The following is a 15,073-nucleotide window of genomic DNA, read 5'->3' as shown; positions in this document are numbered from 1 at the left end:
GGGCGACCATAATGCCGCCCGTTCACTCGCTCAACGGTAAAGGCTGGATATGCAGGAAGACGCCCCAAAAATCGCCAAGGACGCCGCGCCGACCGGCACCCAGACCCTGCTTCGAGGGTTGGGTGTGGTTCATGCCGTGGCCAGCGGCGCCCGCGATCTCAAGGAAATCGCCCGGCTGATCGGCACCACGCGCAGCACCACCCATCGCCTGGCCAGCTGCCTGGTGGACGAGCGTTATCTGCGGGTGGTGCCGCAAGTCGGTTATCTGCTGGGGCCGAAGCTGATCGAGCTGGGCTTTCAGGCCCGTGAAGAGTTGCCGTTGGTGACCCTGGCCGGGCCGTATCTGGATGAGTTGTCGGCGTTGACCGGCGACACTATTCACCTGGCGATTCGTGAAGGTGACGAGGTGCTGTACCTGCACAAGAATCCGGGGCGCAATGGCCCGGAAATGCGTTCGCGGGTCGGCCATCGCATGCCGTTGGCGCGCACCGGGATCGGCAAGGCGCTGATGCTCGATGATTCGCCGCAAGAGTGGCAGCGCCTGTACGAAGTCAGCCTGCCGGTGGGTGGGAAAAACCAGTTCTGGCCGCAGCACCCGGAGCAATCCTGGGAGCAGTTCGAGCAGCGCATGGTCGAGTACGTAGCCGGCGGTTATGCCTTCGACCTGGAAGACAACGAACCGTCGATCCGCTGCGTGGCGGCGCCGATCCGTGATGCCAGCAAACGCATCGTTGCCGGCATCAGCATCGCCAGTACCGTGCCTTACATGCCGCTGGAAAAAATGGCCGAGTTGATTCCGTTGATCAAGGGCGTCACGGCGCGGCTGTCGGCAGAGCTGGGTCTCAAGGTCTGAACACGACCCACCCTTGTGGGAGCTGGCTTGCCAGCTCCCACAAGGTGATGGGTGTGCTGCCCTGAATTGCGGGCAACAAAAAGGCCCCCATGTCGGGAGCCTTGATGTTCGCGGTTCGGCTTACATGTTCGGGTAAGTCGGGCCGCCAGCGCCTTCCGGCGTCACCCAGGTGATGTTCTGTGCAGGGTCCTTGATGTCGCAGGTCTTGCAGTGAACGCAGTTCTGGGCGTTGATCTGGAAGCGCTTCTCGCCGTCTTCCTTGGTGATCACTTCGTACACGCCGGCCGGGCAGTAACGCTGTGCCGGTTCATCGTACAGCGGCAGGTTCTTGCTGATCGGGATGCTTGGGTCGGTCAGCTTCAGGTGGCACGGCTGTTCTTCTTCATGGTTGGTACCGGAGATGAACACCGAGCTGAGTTTGTCGAAGCTGATCTTGCCGTCCGGTTTCGGGTAGTCGATCTTCTTGCAGTCGGCCGCGAGCTTGAGGCAAGCGTAATCCGGCTTGGTGTCGTGCAAGGTGAACGGCAGTTTGCCGCCGAAGATGTTCTGGTCCAGCCAGTTGAAACCACCACCGACGATGGCGCCGAACTTGTGGATCGCCGGGCCGAAGTTGCGGCTGGCGAACAGTTCTTCGTAGAGCCAGCTCTTCTTGAACGCGTCGACGTAGGTGGTCAGCTCTTCGGTGCCGTCCTTCTCTGCGAACAGCGCGTCAGCCACGGATTCAGCGGCGAGCATGCCGGACTTCATCGCGGTGTGGCTGCCTTTGATCTTGGCGAAGTTCAGGGTGCCGAGGTCGCAACCGATCAGCGCGCCGCCCTTGAACACCATTTTCGGCAGCGAGTTCAGGCCGCCCTTGCAGATGGCGCGGGCGCCGTAGCTGATGCGCTTGCCGCCTTCCAGGTACTGAGCAAGCACCGGGTGATGCTTGAGGCGCTGGAACTCGTCGAACGGCGACAGGTAGGTGTTGCTGTAGGACAGGTCGACGATCAGGCCGACAACCACCTGGTTGTTTTCCAGGTGATAGAGGAACGAACCACCGGTGTTCTCGGTGCCCATGATGTCCATCGGCCAACCGGCGGTGTGCACCACCAGGCCAGGCTGGTGCTTGGCCGGGTCCACTTCCCAGATTTCTTTCAGGCCGATGCCGTAGTGCTGGGTATCAGCGTCGGTGTCCAGGTTGAAACGCTTGATCAGCTGTTTGCCGATGTGGCCACGGCAACCTTCGGCGAACAGCGTGTACTTGCCGCGCAGTTCCATGCCCGGGGTGTACAGGCCTTCCTTCGGGTTACCTTCGCGGTCGACGCCGAGGTCGCCGGTGATGATCCCGCGCACCACGCCGTTCTCGTCGATCAGCGCTTCCTGAGCGGCGAAGCCCGGGTAGATTTCCACGCCCAGGTTCTCGGCCTGCTGGGCCAGCCAGCGGCACAGGTTGCCCAGGGAGATGATGTAGTTGCCTTCGTTGTGCATGGTCTTGGGCACAAAGAAGTCTGGAATTTTCTGCGCGCTTTCAGCGTTCTTGAGAACGAAGATGTCGTCGCGGGTCACCGGCGTGTTCAGCGGCGCGCCGAGTTCTTTCCAGTTCGGGAACAGTTCGTTCAGGGCCCGTGGTTCGAACACGGCGCCGGACAGGATGTGAGCACCGACTTCGGAGCCTTTTTCGACCACGCAGACGCTGATTTCCTTACCGGCTTCAGCGGCCTTCTGCTTCAAGCGGCAGGCGGCGGAAAGACCAGCGGGGCCGGCACCGACGATGACCACGTCGAATTCCATGTATTCGCGTTCCACAGGTTATCTCCTACTCAAGGCTCAACAGTTTTTTTTCTAATTTGGAAGTCGGGTGTCGCATCCATGAATCCCAGCACAGCGCCGGGAGCGGACAATCGATTGACCACCTTTCTCTTTGGGTGGCGCATTATATCTACACCACTCTCAGCGTCCAATACAAACGTTTGTTTGAATTGGCTCAAAGCCAGAGAAATCAAAGTCACGCGCCTTATGAACGGCCATTTTGGCGTATTGACCGGAATAGGCGTTCCGGTCAAGATACGGGCGGTTTTGCGCTCGCCGTAGGCTGACTGTTGGTTTCAAGAGCACCTCTAAAGACAGGGCGATGGCAGTAGAGAGTGATGCGCTGCGCGGGTTTGATGCGCAGTTTACACGCCGCGATGTTGAATGACTCGTCAGTCACCACTGACGAACGGTCATCCAGATCATGAGCGATGGTCACTTGACACGTTTGCCGGCGTTTTTGGAGGTGCCCTTGCGCCCGATGAGCATCAACCGCCAGGTTCGCCTAGGCGACTTTCTTTTCACCGGAGAGTAACGAGGAATCCATGAAGGTTCTTGTAGCTGTCAAACGCGTTGTGGATTACAACGTCAAGGTCCGCGTCAAGGCGGACAATTCCGGCGTCGATCTTGCCAACGTCAAGATGTCGATGAACCCGTTCTGCGAAATCGCCGTGGAAGAAGCCGTACGCCTGAAAGAAAAGGGTGTTGCGACTGAAATCGTCGTCGTCTCCGTAGGCCCGTCCACCGCTCAAGAGCAACTGCGCACCGCGCTGGCTCTGGGTGCCGACCGCGCCATCCTCGTCGAGTCCGCCGAAGACCTGACTTCCCTGGCTGTTGCCAAACTGTTGAAAGCTGTTGTCGACAAGGAACAGCCTCAGCTGGTGATCCTTGGCAAACAGGCCATCGACAGCGACAACAACCAGACTGGCCAGATGCTTGCTGCATTGAGCGGCTATGGTCAGGGCACGTTCGCGTCCAAAGTCGAAATCAGCGGCGACAGCGTTGCTGTCACCCGTGAAGTCGACGGCGGCGCGCAGACGGTTTCCCTGAAATTGCCGGCCATCGTCACCACCGACCTGCGTTTGAACGAGCCGCGTTATGCGTCTCTGCCAAACATCATGAAAGCCAAGAAGAAGCCTCTCGAAGTGCTGACTCCGGACGCTTTGGGCGTTTCCACCGCCTCCACCAACAAGACCCTGAAAGTCGAAGCGCCGGCTGCACGCAGCGCGGGTATCAAGGTCAAGTCTGTCGCTGAGTTGGTCGAGAAACTGAAAAACGAAGCGAAGGTGCTTTGAATTGGGGAGCCTAATCATGACCATCTTGGTAATCGCTGAACACGACGGCAAAGCAGTGGCCCCGGCCACGCTGAACACCGTGGCCGCTGCTGTCAAAATCGGCGGCGACGTGCACGTACTGGTTGCAGGTCAGGGCGTTGGCGCTGTGGCTGAAGCCGCTGCGAAAGTCGCTGGCGTGGCTAAAGTGCTGGTAGCCGATAACGCTGCCTACGCTCACCAGCTGCCGGAAAACGTTGCTCCGCTGGTCGCAGAGTTGGGCAAGGGCTACAGCCACATCCTGGCTGCCGCTACTTCCAACGGCAAAAACATCCTGCCGCGCGTTGCCGCTGCCCTGGACGTTGACCAGATCTCCGAGATCATCTCGGTAGAAAGCGCCGACACCTTCAAGCGCCCGATCTACGCTGGTAACGCCATCGCTACCGTTCAGTCGAACGCTGCGGTCAAGGTGATCACCGTGCGTGCCACCGGTTTCGACCCGGTAGCTGCAGAAGGTGGCTCCGCTGCCGTTGAAGCCGTTGCTGCTGCCCACGACGCTGGCATCTCCAGCTTCGTTGGCGAAGAACTGGCCAAGTCCGATCGTCCGGAACTGACCGCTGCCAAGATCGTCGTTTCCGGCGGCCGCGGCATGCAGAACGGCGACAACTTCAAACACCTGTACGCCCTGGCCGACAAGCTGGGCGCTGCCGTCGGTGCTTCGCGCGCCGCGGTCGACGCAGGTTTTGTTCCCAACGACATGCAGGTCGGTCAGACCGGCAAGATCGTTGCTCCTCAGCTGTACATCGCCGTCGGTATCTCCGGCGCGATCCAGCACCTGGCCGGCATGAAAGACTCCAAAGTGATCGTTGCGATCAACAAGGACGAAGAAGCGCCGATCTTCCAGGTGGCCGATTACGGCCTGGTGGCGGACCTGTTCGAAGCCATCCCTGAGTTCGAGAAGCTGGTCTAATCCGGCGGCTTCACTTATAAAGAGCCCGGCCTTTTGGTCGGGCTTTTTTTTGTTCCGGATTTGAATGGGAGTGTGATGCCATGGATCTGCGTCGCCTGTGCGGCTGGTCGTTGCTGCTGGGACTGTCGGCTATGTCGACGCTGTCTTTCGCCGCAGGTAAATGTGAACGCCTAGTGGTCACCGGCAGCCCGGACGCGCCGCCGTACCTGTGGCAAGACCCGCAGAATCCCAAGCACCTGATCGGTGCCAGCGCCGATTTGCTGCAGCAAGTGGCGGGGGAGTTGGGACTCAAGGTCGAACTGCTTTATGCCGGCAAACGTACCCAGGCCCTGGACGAAGTGCGCAGCGGGCGCATGGACATGCTGGCGGACGCGACGTTGACCGTCAGCGACCTGGAAACCCTGGACTACATCCATCCAGCCTTGCTGGAAAACGACTATCTGGTCTGGACTCGCAAGGACTCGACCCTGGTCTACAACGAAGTGCAGGACCTGCACGGCCATCCCGGTGCCGTATCGGAAAAGGCCCGATTGACCCCGCAGTTCAGCACCTTTGCCGGACAGCAACTGACCCTCACGCGCACGTCCAGCCTGACCCAGGCCTTTCAGAAGCTGCTGTTGGGCGAGGTCGAATTTGTACTGGCAGGGCGTTACTCGGGCATGGCGACTGCACAGACACTGGGCATGGCCGCTGACCTGGTCGCGCGCTCGCAACCGGTCGACAAGCCTGGCCTGTACCTGGCGATTTCCCATGACTCGGCCTGCAACGATCCGTGGTTGCGCGGACAGTTGGCCAAAAAGATGACAGAATTGCCCGCGTCCGGACTGACGGAGGCCGTGCTGATGCGCAATATCGAGCGATGGAAGACACAACGCTCACAACCACAGCCAATCCCCCCGCAACAACCCGTCAGTACCCCAAAACAGTAAGGATTTTCAGTGAGTATTCGACCTCTTTTCGCTGCCGTGGCCTTTGCCGCCCTGGCGGGTTGTGCAACCGATCCTGCGCCCAATGAACAGATTCGCCTGACCGAACAGGCACTCGAACAGGCCAAGGCCGTGGGCGCCACGGCCGACGATGTGCCGGAAATGAAACTGGCCGAAGACAAGTTCAACCGCGCCAAGGGCAACATGACCGATCAATCCTTCAAAAACGCACGCATGCGCGCCGAACAGGCCGAACTCGATGCGCGCCTGGCTGAAGCCAAGGTGTTGACGGCCAAGAGCGAGGAACAGTTGAACGTGCTCAACACCCGCATCGCCCGCCTGCGCAAGCAACTGGGAGATGCCGAATGAGCCTCAAGAGCAAAGCCCTCGGCGGTTTGATCCTGGCAGGCTGCGCGAGCCTCTTTGGCTGCGCCAGCCAGCACAGCGAGACTGCATTGCAGCAGGCCGGTGCCGACTTTCAGAAGGTCAAGGAAGACTCCAATGTGCTGCGAATCGCCCCCAAGGACGTGATTCGCGCCGGTGAGTCCCTGGCCCGTGCCGATCGCCTGTCCAGCTATTGGGGCAGCGGTTCGGACGTGGTGCATAACGCCTACTTGAGCCAGCGTTATAGCGCCATTGCCCGGGAACACACCAATCAGGCGCTCAACGAAGAGCAAGCAGCGAAACTCGAACTGGAACGGCAGCGCCTGCAACTGGCGCTGCGTGAATCCAAACTGTTCAGCGTGCAGCAGCAAGGCAAATGGCTCGAAGAGCAGATCCTGGCATTGACCACCAGCCAGACCGACCGCGGGTTGGTGATGACCTTGGGCGACATGCTGTTCGATACGGGCGAAGCGGAATTGAAACCGTCGGCCAACCGCGTGGTGTTGAAGATCGTGCAGTTCCTGCAACTCAACCCCAAGCGTGTGGTGCGGATCGAAGGTTATACGGACAGTACCGGGGGCAAGCAGGAAAACCTCAAGCTGTCCCGCGACCGCGCGCAATCGGTGGCTGACGTGCTGATGGATCTGGGTATCGACGACAAGCGCATCCAGGTCGAGGGTTATGGCGACGAGTATCCGGTGGACGCGAATGCGTCGGAACGGGGCCGGGCGCAGAATCGTCGGGTGGAAATTGTGTTTTCCGACGAAAAGGGCCAGCTCGGCGCTGCCCGCTAAGGGTTGCGTCGCTGGAAAGCCCGGCCTGCCATGCAGCGCCGGGTTTTTTTATACCTACCGATCACCGCACAAAACAGTACAGATTTTGCTGACACTGCACTGTACGGTCGACTATTGTGGCAACTGTTCCCGTACACTTCTAAACTGTTCCGGTATTGTTTCACACAAGAATAAAATGCCCGTGAAATCGAGTGCTGCGTCATGACCAATCTTTTGCTCTATCAACGTATTGCTCAACAACTGGCCGAAGACATCCGCCGTGGGGTCTATCAGCCGGGAGAGCGCGTGCCTTCGGTGCGCAAGATGAGCTCGCAGCTCAATGTCAGCCATGCGACGGTGTTGCAGGCGTATGCCAATCTCGAGGATCAGGGGCTGATCCGCGCCCGGCCGCAGTCGGGTTACTACGTGCACCAGACGCCGGCACTCACCGCGCCGACGCCGGACATCGCCCGGGTCGAACGCCCCGGCCTGGTCACCCGCAGCAGCATCATTCAGCAAGTCCTGGTCGAATCCCGTCGTGAAGGTGTCTTCCCGCTGGGCGCAGCGGTGCCGAGTGTCGACTATTTGCCGGTGCGGGCACTGCATCAGCAATTGGCCAAGGTCACCCGTTTCCATAGCCCGCGGGCCTTCAGCTACATGTTCAGCCCCGGTTTCGAGCCGTTGCGCCGACAGGTGGCGATCCGCATGCGCGATGCCGGCGTGGTGGTCGATCCGTCGGAAGTGGTGATCACCCACGGCTGCGTCGACGCGCTGCAGATGTCCTTGCGTGTACTGACCCGTCCGGGCGATCTGATCGCCGCCGAGTCGCCGACCTATTACGGCTTGCTGCAACTGGCTGACCTATTGGGCCTCAAGGTCATCGAGATCCCCAGCGATCCTGCCACCGGCATGAGCCTGGAAGCACTGCAACTGGCGGCCAACCAATGGTCGATCAAGGCGTTGGTGCTGACCACCCGACTGAGCAATCCATTGGGCGGCACCATGCCGGAGGAGCGGCAGAAACAATTGCTGCGCCTGGCGTCGGATTTCGATATCCAGATTGTCGAAGACGATATCTACGGTGAGCTGATGTTCGAGCAGGGGCGCACCAAGTCCCTCAAGGCCTACGATCGGCTGGACCGGGTGATCTATTGTTCGAGCTTCTCCAAGACCCTGTCGCCAGGCGTGCGGATCGGCTGGATGATTGCCGGCAAGTATCAGCAGGAAATCCAGCGCTTGCAGACCTTCAGCACGCATTCCGCGTGCAGCGTGACCCAGATGGGCATTGCCGCGTACCTGGAAAATGGCGGGTACGACCGGCATTTGCGCTTCATCCGCCAGGAATACCGGAAAAACCTCAGTGCCTTCCAACTGGCGGTGCAGCAGTATTTCCCGGAAGGCACGCAGATGACCCGGCCTACCGGCGGCTTCATTCTGTGGGTCAGCCTGCCGGGGCGGGTCAACACGCAAGAGTTGCACGTGCGGGCATTGCAACAGGGCATCAGTATCGCGCCGGGACTGATCTTCAGTAATACCGAGCAATTCAATCACTGCATCCGGCTCAACTGCGGCATCCCGTGGAACCGTGAAGCCGAGCGTGCATTGATGACCCTGGGCATGCTGGCCACCCAACTCTGCCAGGAAATGGCCAGCGGTTTGTAACAGGCTGCTACTGCGCTTGTCTTGTGGGCTGCAACAGGCGAGCATATGCATCTCTGCCGTTTGCACCCACCGTTGGATACATGAAACCGACTTTTCCTGCCGCCTGGCTTTTGCTCTGCCTGATTGCGAGTATTCAGCCGGCATCCGCCGTGGCCGCTACCGAGCAGGATCAGACTACCGGCAGTTTCCACGTCGCACCGATAGAAGCCGCACCTGCGAAAAAAGCCTCGGCGGCCAGTAAGCAGGCTGCGCCCGTGAAAAAACATCCACCCATTGCCTCCAAATCGAAACCGGCCAGCGAGGTGGCAAAGACTGAGCTTCCATCTGCCAAACTGGATCTGAGCTTGCCCAAGGATATGGTTCAGGAACTGAAGCCGGTCGGATCGGTGCCGTTGGTCAGGCGCGAACCGTTGTTACCCCAGATGTTCGGTGACAAAAGCGGCAGCAGCGAGTTCCAGCTCAACGGCCGCCTGATCAGCAATGAAATGCAGCTGCAACTGCGAAATGAAGTGCGCCACGAGGTCGAAGGCGCGGCACTGGATTTCGAGTTCAAGCAGTAACCCCGTCAGGATCCGCGAGCCGCAGGCCAGACGCTTTGTCGGAGACTGGCCGGTCATGCCCGCTTGCGTTGAAAAACCCGCTCGCAGGTAATTTAAAACAACTGTTTAAGCGGGTACTCTGTGCCCCGTCCATTAACACATTGCTCGTCGCGAGGAGCTTGTCGTCATGAAATGCCGTGAGGGCTGTGGCGCTTGTTGCATTGCCCCTTCCATCAGTTCGCCGATTCCCGGTATGCCCAACGGCAAGGCCGCGGGGCAGCGTTGCCTGCAACTTTCCTCCGATAACCTGTGCAGTATTTTCGGCCAGCCGGAACGGCCGGCGGTGTGTTCTGCCTTCGAGGCCGACCCCGAGGTGTGCGGAAGCAGCAGCGTAGAAGCCATCCGGTTGATTGGCTGGTGGGAGCAAATGACGGCGGCGTGATGTGTGGGCTTGCACCTCCGGTCACCTCCGAAAAACCTGAAGGTGATCGGAGGTGCAAGCCCAACGAACTGAACTTCAACAATAAGGAATAAGACTATGGGTTCGCTGCATCGTATGGCTGTGCTGTGTGGTTTGACGGTTGTGCTGGCTACCTCGACGGCCCAGGCCGAAGACTGGAAAGTCAAGAAAGACGAAGACGGCATCAAGATATCCCTGAGTGAAGTAGCCGGCTCCGACTACAAGGCCTACCAGGGCGTCACGTTGATGAAGACCACCATGGCCAAGCTGCGTGCGTTGCAGGAAGACGTGTCCGGAGCCTGCGCCTGGATTCACGAATGCAAAACCCAGAAGCTGCTCAAGCACGAAGGTGACCAGAGCTGGACCTACACTCAGTTCAATACCCCGTGGCCGGTTACTCCCCGAGATTCGGTGTTGCACGTCACCACCATCGAAGGCGCCGATGGCAGCCTGACCCGCAAGCTCGAAGGTGTACCGAAATACATTCCTGAAGAAAAAGGCTTCGTCCGGGTCGCCAAGGTCGACGGTTTCTGGAAGTTCGTACCCAAGGGCGACCAGATCGAAGTGACCTATCAGGTGCACACCGAGCCGGGCGGCAGCGTGCCGTCGATGGTGGCCAACAAGTTCGTGGTGGATGCCCCGTTCAATACCTTGAAAGCCCTCAAGGAACGCGCCGAGAAGTAACTGAGTCGCTCTTTTGAGGTGACTTCGTAACGCCCCGACTGGATCGGGGCGTTTGCGTTTTTGAACGGTGCGCAGACTTTAATTTGTTTCCGGATATGCGTTGCACGAAATTTTCACCAAGTCTCCAAGACAATTCGCCGGCTCTCCCGCAACACGCTGCGTATGCCTGAGTGCAGGATGAAAGAGTCGGAATGAGGGTAGTTATCAATGGCAATGCTGCCGTTGATCGTGCAACATTTGCGCACCGCGTAATCCCCCGGGCCTGGTACGGGCCGAAAAGAGGGCAAGACGCAGCTGTATTTTTGAAACTTCAACTTCCAATGGGTCCTAAAACGACATGGCAATCCCGGACGCCCTGAATCAGCAGCGAGCTTCTAGTCGCCTGCTGCAACCGACCGTCAAATCGCATCTGGCCTACACGCTGTTGTGTGCCCTGGTCATGATGGTCATGTTCAGCCTGCTGCGCGTCGCGCTTCTGGCTTACAACCGCTCGATGATCCTCGACACGCCGGCCTCGACTTTCCTCGAGGCATTCGCCAATGGCTTGCGTTTCGACCTGCGTCTGGTGGTCTATCTCAGCATTCCGTTGCTGCTGGCACTGTTCAGCGCCCGGGCCATGGCGGCACGCGGGCTGTTCCGTCTGTGGCTGACGGTGGTCTCCAGCATTGCGCTGTTCCTGGGCCTGATGGAGATGGACTTCTATCGTGAGTTCCACCAGCGCCTCAACGGCCTGGTCTTCCAGTACGTCAAGGAAGATCCGAAAACCGTGATGAGCATGCTCTGGTACGGTTTTCCGGTGGTCCGTTACCTGTTGGCCTGGGCCGTGGGTACCTGGATCCTGAGCCTGGCATTCAAGGGCGCCGACCGTGCGACCCGTCCTCGTGGCCCGTTCAGTGGCGGCAGCATCGGCACGCGCCAGGTTGCGCCGTGGTATGCGCGTATCGCGGTGTTCATGGTGTGCTTGCTGGTTTGCGTGGTCGCCGCCCGCGGCACCTTGCGCCAGGGCCCGCCGCTGCGTTGGGGTGATGTCTATACCACCGACTCGAATTTCGCCAACCAGTTGGGCCTCAACGGCACGCTGTCGCTGGTAGCCGCAGCCAAGAGCCGGATGTCTGAAGATCGCGACAATATCTGGAAGGCGACCCTGCCACAGCCACAAGCCCAGCAGGTTGTGCGTGACATGCTGGTGCTGCCGGCCGAAAAACTGGTGGATGCCGACATCGCGGCGGTACGTCGCGATTACACCCCGCCAGCCGACAAGACCCTGCCGATCAAGAACGTCGTCGTGATCCTGATGGAAAGCATGGCCGGTCACTCGGTGGGTGCGCTGGGTGGGCCGGGCAACATCACGCCGTACCTCGACAAACTGTCGAAGGAAGGCTTGCTGTTCGACCGCTTCTTTTCCAACGGCACCCATACCCACCAGGGCATGTTCGCCACCATGGCCTGCTTCCCGAACCTGCCGGGTTTCGAATACCTGATGCAGACCCCGGAAGGCAGCCACAAGCTGTCCGGTCTGCCACAGTTGCTCAGCGCCCGCGACTTTGACGACGTGTATGTCTACAACGGCGATTTCGCCTGGGACAACCAGTCGGGTTTCTTCAGCAACCAGGGCATGACCAACTTCATCGGCCGTAACGATTTCGTGAATCCGGTGTTCTCTGATCCTACCTGGGGCGTGTCCGACCAGGACATGTTCGACCGTGGCCTGGTCGAACTCAAGGCACGGGAAAACGGCAAGCCGTTCTATGCCTTGCTGCAAACCCTGTCCAACCACACGCCTTACGCCTTGCCGACGCCATTGCCGGTCGAGCGCGTGACCGATCGTGGCAGCCTGAACGAACACCTGACCGCCATGCGTTACGCGGACTGGGCGCTGGGCCAGTTCTTTGAAAAGGCCCGCAAGGAGCCGTACTTCAAGGAAACCCTGTTTGTCATCGTCGGTGACCACGGTTTTGGTAACGAACAGCAGATCACCGAAATGGACCTGGGCCGCTTCAACGTACCGATGCTGATGATCGCGCCGGGCATCCAGGAAAAATTCGGTCAGCGTGACCACACCGTGGGCACTCAGATCGACATCGTGCCGACCATCATGGGCCGCATCGGTGGCGAAGTGCGTCATCAGTGCTGGGGACGCGACCTGCTCAACCTGCCGGAAGGCGACGCCGGTATCGGTGTGATCAAGCCGTCGGGCAGCGAGCAGACCACGGCCATCCTCACCGCAGACCAGATTCTGGTCCTGCCGAAGGACAAGGACATGGCGCCGAAGTTGTATCAGTATGAATTGGGTGCCAACCCTCACGCCGAAGTCATTGCTGATGCCCCGCGTACCGCCGAGTTGAAACTCAAGCTCGAAGCGTTCCTGCAAACAGCGACCAAGAGCCTGCTGGACAACACCGCCGGTGTCGTTGATGGCAAGCCGGACTAAGTTGTGACGCAATAGAAAAGAGGCCCTTCAAAGGGCCTCTTTTTTTGCCTGGCGGATAGTTATATTCGGCCGAGCAAGAGCAGGATCAACAGCACCACCAATACGACGCCGAGGATTCCGGACGGACCGTAACCCCAACTTCTGGAGTGCGGGAAGACCGGTAAACCACCGATCAGTAACAGGATCAGAATGATGATCAGTATTGTGCCCATGTCTATTTCCTTGTCGAAAATGCAGTGGATTGACCATGCCAATCAAGGTCAGCGGGAATGAAGTAAATTCGAGCTGCTTAAAAAATCCGACTCTTGCGCATGCAGGAAAATTCCAGGTTTTTTTGAAGTATTTCGCACGGGGTCTTATTTCTTTTGTAGTTGCCTTGATTGCGTCAGACGCTCCCGCAGTTTGCTCGGGCCATTCAGCAATCTGATGGAGCGTGGGTCGGGCAATTTCCTTCGCTACACTCCGTGCATCTTCCGAGAACAACAAGGCTGTTTGCTATGCAAAATCGCATGATGATCACTGGTGCAGGCTCTGGCCTGGGTCGCGAAATCGCGCTGCGCTGGGCGCGTGAAGGCTGGCAACTGGCCCTGTCGGACGTCAGCGAGCCCGGTTTGCAGGAAACCCTCAAGCTGGTCCGCGAAGCGGGCGGCGACGGTTTTATCCAGCGCTGTGACGTACGCGACTACAGCCAGTTGACAGCGTTCGCCCAGGCCTGCGAGGTCAAGCTCGGGGGCATCGATGTCATCGTCAATAACGCGGGTGTAGCATCTGGCGGCTTTTTCAGTGAACTGTCCCTGGAGGACTGGGACTGGCAGATCGCGATCAACCTGATGGGCGTGGTCAAGGGCTGCAAGGCGTTCCTGCCACTGCTGGAAAAAAGCAAAGGCAAGATCATCAACATCGCGTCCATGGCCGCACTGATGCAAGGCCCGGCGATGAGCAACTACAACGTGGCCAAGGCGGGCGTGGTGGCGTTATCCGAAAGCCTGCTGATCGAGCTGGCGCATCAGGAAGTCGGCGTGCATGTGGTGTGCCCGTCGTTCTTCCAGACCAATCTGCTGGACTCCTTCCGCGGCCCGACCCCGGCCATGAAAGCCCAGGTCGGCAAGTTGCTGGAAAGCTCGCCGATCAGCGCCGCCGACATCGCCGACTACATCTACCGGCAGGTCGCCGCCGGCGAGTTCATGATCCTGCCCCACGAACAGGGGCGCATGGCCTGGGCGATCAAGCAGAAGAACCCGCAATTGCTCTACAACGAAATGACCGCCATGGCCGATAAAATGCGCGCCAAGGCCAGGCAATCGGCAAGCTGATCTTGCCCACAGGCAACGCTGTGGTTAGGGTGGCCTCTTTCGGCCATCCTCGCGAGACGCTCGCATGCTCAATTACCTGTGGTTTTTCCTCGCAGCGCTGTTCGAAATTGCCGGTTGCTTTGCCTTCTGGATGTGGCTGCGCCAGGGTAAAAGCATGTGGTGGGTGGTGCCGGCACTCCTGAGCCTGACCCTGTTCGCCCTGCTGCTGACCCGGATCGAAGCCACCTACGCCGGACGCGCCTACGCCGCTTACGGTGGCATCTATATCATTGCTTCGATTGGCTGGCTGGCGGTGGTCGAGCGGATTCGTCCGCTGGGTTCGGACTGGCTCGGTGTGGCGCTGTGTGTGATCGGCGCGAGCATCATTCTGTTCGGGCCGCGATTCTCCGCGTCCTGACAGATCGGCCCTACATTCAGCCGGCCTGTCAGACCTTTCCGTAAGTGGTGTGCGTCAAGGGTTGTCAGCCCGTTCTGGTTGGCTGTCGGAGCATTGTGGGTGTACGTCGGGCCGGGCATCTTCAAGGGCCAGAAACCCCTGAAGGACACTCCTCATGCTTGTACTCACTCGCGTTGTGGGCGAAACCATTTCCATCGGTGACAACATTACCGTGCGCGTTCTCGCGATCAACGGAAACAACATTCGCTTTGGCGTCGAAGCGCCTCAGGACGTCAATGTGCACCGCTGCGAAATCTACGAACGCATCCAGAACAAACTGGCGAAAACCAAGGGGCGCTGAAAGCTTCAGTCAAACAGGTGCTTGGGCACGTCGTGCTTGAGCATCAGTTGGCATTGCTCGCTTTCCGGGTCGAAGACAATCAGTGCCTGACCCTTGGTCAGCGCTTGGCGCACGCGCAGTACGCGGGTTTCCAGGGGGGTGTCGTCACCGTTGTCCGTGCCGTCGCGGGTCACGAAATCCTCGATCAGGCGGGTGAGGGTGTCGACTTGAAGTTGTTCATGGGGGATCAGCATAGGCACCTCGGTTGGATCAATGGCGCGATGCTACGGCGAATGCGAGATT

General features: G+C 59.3%; 17 protein-coding genes. 14 read left to right on the top strand and 3 right to left on the bottom strand.

What is annotated here, in order from left to right; translation table 11 throughout:
• Window positions 1-49 precede the first annotated feature (49 nt).
• Window positions 50-853, top strand: coding sequence for an IclR family transcriptional regulator (locus AABM52_RS23090; RefSeq protein WP_056727198.1), 804 nt, complete (start codon window positions 50-52; stop codon window positions 851-853).
• A gap of 120 nt (window positions 854-973) precedes the next feature.
• Here AABM52_RS23090 and AABM52_RS23085 read toward each other — a convergent pair whose 3' ends face one another.
• On the bottom strand, window positions 974-2,638 hold the full coding sequence (locus tag AABM52_RS23085; RefSeq protein ID WP_347908215.1) for an electron transfer flavoprotein-ubiquinone oxidoreductase: 1,665 nt from the start codon (window positions 2,636-2,638) through the stop codon (window positions 974-976).
• Between the two features lie 548 nt (window positions 2,639-3,186).
• Here AABM52_RS23085 and AABM52_RS23080 point away from each other — a divergent pair.
• The 10 genes from AABM52_RS23080 to AABM52_RS23035 all read left to right on the top strand — a co-directional run bounded on the left by AABM52_RS23080 (window position 3,187) and on the right by AABM52_RS23035 (window position 12,741).
• Window positions 3,187-3,936 (top strand): electron transfer flavoprotein subunit beta/FixA family protein, encoded by a 750-nt coding sequence (locus AABM52_RS23080; protein ID WP_150744440.1) that lies wholly within the window; start codon window positions 3,187-3,189, stop codon window positions 3,934-3,936.
• Between the two features lie 16 nt (window positions 3,937-3,952).
• Window positions 3,953-4,882, top strand: a complete 930-nt coding sequence (locus tag AABM52_RS23075; RefSeq protein ID WP_347908212.1) for an FAD-binding protein — start codon at window positions 3,953-3,955, stop codon at window positions 4,880-4,882.
• 80 nt (window positions 4,883-4,962) lie between these two features.
• Window positions 4,963-5,811, top strand: a complete 849-nt coding sequence (locus tag AABM52_RS23070) for a transporter substrate-binding domain-containing protein (protein ID WP_347908210.1) — start codon at window positions 4,963-4,965, stop codon at window positions 5,809-5,811.
• Window positions 5,812-5,820: 9 nt separating this feature from the next.
• Window positions 5,821-6,177 carry a DUF4398 domain-containing protein gene (locus AABM52_RS23065; protein WP_150726212.1) on the top strand — a complete coding sequence of 119 codons (357 nt, stop codon included), beginning with the start codon at window positions 5,821-5,823 and terminating at the stop codon, window positions 6,175-6,177.
• The gene (locus AABM52_RS23060) at window positions 6,174-6,986 is read left to right on the top strand and encodes an OmpA family protein (RefSeq protein WP_347908209.1); all 813 of its coding nucleotides are present in this window, start codon (window positions 6,174-6,176) and stop codon (window positions 6,984-6,986) included. The genes AABM52_RS23065 and AABM52_RS23060 overlap by 4 nt, the downstream gene beginning before the upstream one ends.
• Window positions 6,987-7,187: 201 nt before the next feature.
• Window positions 7,188-8,627: a PLP-dependent aminotransferase family protein gene (locus tag AABM52_RS23055; RefSeq protein WP_347908207.1), complete on the top strand. Its 1,440-nt coding sequence runs from the start codon at window positions 7,188-7,190 to the stop codon at window positions 8,625-8,627.
• Between the two features lie 80 nt (window positions 8,628-8,707).
• On the top strand, window positions 8,708-9,187 hold the full coding sequence (locus AABM52_RS23050; RefSeq protein ID WP_347908205.1) for a translation initiation factor 2: 480 nt from the start codon (window positions 8,708-8,710) through the stop codon (window positions 9,185-9,187).
• A 166-nt stretch (window positions 9,188-9,353) separates the two neighbouring features.
• Window positions 9,354-9,608: a YkgJ family cysteine cluster protein gene (locus AABM52_RS23045; protein ID WP_347908203.1), complete on the top strand. Its 255-nt coding sequence runs from the start codon at window positions 9,354-9,356 to the stop codon at window positions 9,606-9,608.
• Between the two features lie 96 nt (window positions 9,609-9,704).
• Entirely contained in the window at window positions 9,705-10,310 is a 606-nt protein-coding gene (locus AABM52_RS23040; RefSeq protein ID WP_347908202.1) for an START domain-containing protein, read from the top strand.
• 337 nt (window positions 10,311-10,647) lie between these two features.
• Complete coding sequence (locus AABM52_RS23035) at window positions 10,648-12,741, top strand: LTA synthase family protein (RefSeq protein WP_347908200.1); 2,094 nt, start codon at window positions 10,648-10,650, stop codon at window positions 12,739-12,741.
• 59 nt (window positions 12,742-12,800) lie between these two features.
• Here AABM52_RS23035 and AABM52_RS23030 read toward each other — a convergent pair whose 3' ends face one another.
• Window positions 12,801-12,959: a DUF3309 family protein gene (locus AABM52_RS23030; RefSeq protein ID WP_177318803.1), complete on the bottom strand. Its 159-nt coding sequence runs from the start codon at window positions 12,957-12,959 to the stop codon at window positions 12,801-12,803.
• Between the two features lie 279 nt (window positions 12,960-13,238).
• Between AABM52_RS23030 and AABM52_RS23025 the strand changes: the two genes are divergently transcribed.
• The 3 genes from AABM52_RS23025 to csrA all read left to right on the top strand — a co-directional run bounded on the left by AABM52_RS23025 (window position 13,239) and on the right by csrA (window position 14,791).
• Complete coding sequence (locus tag AABM52_RS23025; RefSeq protein ID WP_008048965.1) at window positions 13,239-14,054, top strand: SDR family oxidoreductase; 816 nt, start codon at window positions 13,239-13,241, stop codon at window positions 14,052-14,054.
• A 64-nt stretch (window positions 14,055-14,118) separates the two neighbouring features.
• Window positions 14,119-14,451 (top strand): YnfA family protein, encoded by a 333-nt coding sequence (locus AABM52_RS23020; protein WP_008004345.1) that lies wholly within the window; start codon window positions 14,119-14,121, stop codon window positions 14,449-14,451.
• Between the two features lie 154 nt (window positions 14,452-14,605).
• Window positions 14,606-14,791, top strand: coding sequence for a carbon storage regulator CsrA (gene csrA / locus AABM52_RS23015; RefSeq protein WP_046042574.1), 186 nt, complete (start codon window positions 14,606-14,608; stop codon window positions 14,789-14,791).
• Window positions 14,792-14,796: 5 nt separating this feature from the next.
• Here the strand turns inward: csrA and AABM52_RS23010 are convergent, their stop codons facing one another.
• Entirely contained in the window at window positions 14,797-15,024 is a 228-nt protein-coding gene (locus tag AABM52_RS23010; RefSeq protein ID WP_347908197.1) for a YheU family protein, read from the bottom strand.
• Window positions 15,025-15,073 lie beyond the last annotated feature (49 nt).

Source organism: Pseudomonas grandcourensis (assembly GCF_039909015.1).
Lineage (GTDB): Bacteria > Pseudomonadota > Gammaproteobacteria > Pseudomonadales > Pseudomonadaceae > Aquipseudomonas > Aquipseudomonas grandcourensis.
Note: the sequence above shows the minus strand (reverse complement) of the source record. Positions and strands in the feature narration are given on the sequence as shown.